Source organism: Rhodanobacter fulvus Jip2 (genome assembly GCF_000264315.1).
In the GTDB taxonomy this organism is placed as follows: domain Bacteria; phylum Pseudomonadota; class Gammaproteobacteria; order Xanthomonadales; family Rhodanobacteraceae; genus Rhodanobacter; species Rhodanobacter fulvus.
Window position 1 is genome coordinate 1 of sequence record NZ_AJXU01000129.1, and the last position, 265, is coordinate 265.

Here is a 265-nt window from a genome sequence, read left to right on the forward strand (position 1 = left end):
GTTCAACAACGCACGATAAAATTCATTCGGAAGCAGTGACCGGGTGACTGTTTAAGGTGGTAAGATGATGGACAATTTCCCTTCAGTTTCTATAGTAATCGTTAATTTAAACGGAAAACATCACTTGCACGATTGTTTTCAATCGATCCAGCGGCTGAACTATCCGAAAGACAAAATTGAGGTAATTTTGGTTGACAACGGTTCGACGGACGGCTCGGTCGAATATGTAAGCAAGAAGTTCAGTTGGGTAAAGCTTATCTGCAAC

The 265-nt window shown here is 41.5% G+C and carries 1 protein-coding gene; it reads left to right on the top strand.

The genetic code is table 11. The annotated features are described in order from the left end of the window. Positions 1 to 64: 64 nt before the first annotated feature. Positions 65 to 265 (top strand): glycosyltransferase family 2 protein (locus UU9_RS17790; protein ID WP_156804346.1); only part of this gene is annotated, 201 nt, incomplete at its 3' end.